We start from the raw sequence: 1,419 nt of genomic DNA, 5'->3' as shown, positions 1-1,419 counted from the left end.
ACACCCCCGCCGGGCACCCAAGGCACAGGCCACACCACACACCCCCGGCCAGCCACAGACCCTCTGGCACTTCCTGCACCGATCCTCCCACCGCTCTGGCAGCACCCGCACGAACCCGGGGAACCCTCCGGCACTCCCTGCACCGATTCACCCAACGCCCTGGCACCCGCAGAAAGTCCACGACCCCCCGCCGGCCACGCACCGCCGTCGGACCTTACCAAAAACTTTCCCCGAAGGCCGCTGATAACCAGACAGAGCGCTCCTTCAGACGGTGCAGGAAGTGAGAGAGCGTCCACCCGGACACGGCAGCAACTGCCAGAGCGTGCCCCAGGCGGTGCAGGAGGAGGGAGGGCCGGCGGCGTAGAGTTGGCGTCCATGGATAACCTTTTCAGCCACGCGGAGGCGTCGACCCCCGAAGACAACGAGGCAGGGGCAGAGCTGGATCCGGTGATCTGGACTGTGGTGGTGCCGGGGCCGGTTGCGCAGACCTTTGCTGGTTTCACGGACCACACCCATCTGTGGTGGCCGATGGAATCCAACAGCGTGTTTGGTGCGGGCTCCTACGTTGAGTTCGAGGACATCCTCATCCTGGAGACGGCTGACGATGGCAGGACGGCCGTCTGGGGCACCATCGACGACTGGCAGCCGCCGCTGTCCTTCCACGCCTCCTGGCACCCCGGCACAACGGCCCTGTGGTCCACCGAGCTGAGAGTCGCCTTCCGCGCCGTTGCCGAGGGCACAGAGGTGCGGCTGGTCCAGGATGGCTGGGAGGGTGCCGAGGATCCGTCTGCAACCCGGATGGCTGCCGCGGGCAGCTGGCCGGTGGTGCTGGACCGGTTTGTCCGCTTTATGGGCGGCCAGGCGGCCTAGCCCAGCGGCCAGGCGGCCTAGCCCGGCGGTCCTAGCTCTGCGAGGGCGGGACGGCTGTGCTGGAGCGGACAAGGAACTCCGTAGGGTATTCGTGATCGGTGGCCGCGGGAGCCGGTGCGGTGCGCCGGGTACCGGGCTTGGCGCCGTCGTCGAGCGTATCCAGCAGCATGCGGGCTGCGAGGGAGCCCTGGCCGCGGGCATCCTGGTTGATGGTGGTGAGTCCAAAGACTTCGCCGAGTTCGTGACCGTCCATGCCGATCACGGACAGATCCTGGGGCACGCGCAAACCGAAATCGCGGGCGGCGAGGATGGTACCGATGGCCATTTCGTCGGACGCGGCAAACACTGCGGTGGGACGCTCGGACGCCGTGGCCAGGAGGTTGCGGGCCCTCGCATACGCGCCCTGGATGGTGAAGTCCGCGGAGACCTCCCATTCGGGCCTGACGGGATGTCCGGCGTCCGCCATAGCCGCTTCGAAGCCGGCCTGGCGGAGACCAGGGAGCTTGAAGTCCCTGTTCAGCTCGGCGTCGCCCGTTAAGTGTGCGATGC

Annotated in this window: 2 protein-coding genes; one reads left to right on the top strand and one right to left on the bottom strand. The window is 67.7% G+C overall.

Going from position 1 to position 1,419, the window contains the following annotated elements; translation table 11 throughout:
- Window positions 1-375: 375 nt before the first annotated feature.
- Complete coding sequence (locus DBR22_RS21860) at window positions 376-870, top strand: SRPBCC domain-containing protein (protein WP_108600707.1); 495 nt, start codon at window positions 376-378, stop codon at window positions 868-870.
- 31 nt (window positions 871-901) lie between these two features.
- On the opposite strand, the gene DBR22_RS25010 is transcribed toward DBR22_RS21860, so the two are convergent.
- Window positions 902-1,419, bottom strand: a 518-nt coding sequence (locus DBR22_RS25010; RefSeq protein ID WP_258229382.1) for a substrate-binding domain-containing protein, incomplete at its 5' end; no start/stop codon positions are given.

Source organism: Arthrobacter sp. HMWF013, assembly GCF_003061105.1.
GTDB lineage: Bacteria > Actinomycetota > Actinomycetes > Actinomycetales > Micrococcaceae > Arthrobacter.
The sequence above is the reverse complement of the archived record's forward strand: the minus strand, read 5'-3'. Positions and strand labels throughout refer to the sequence as shown.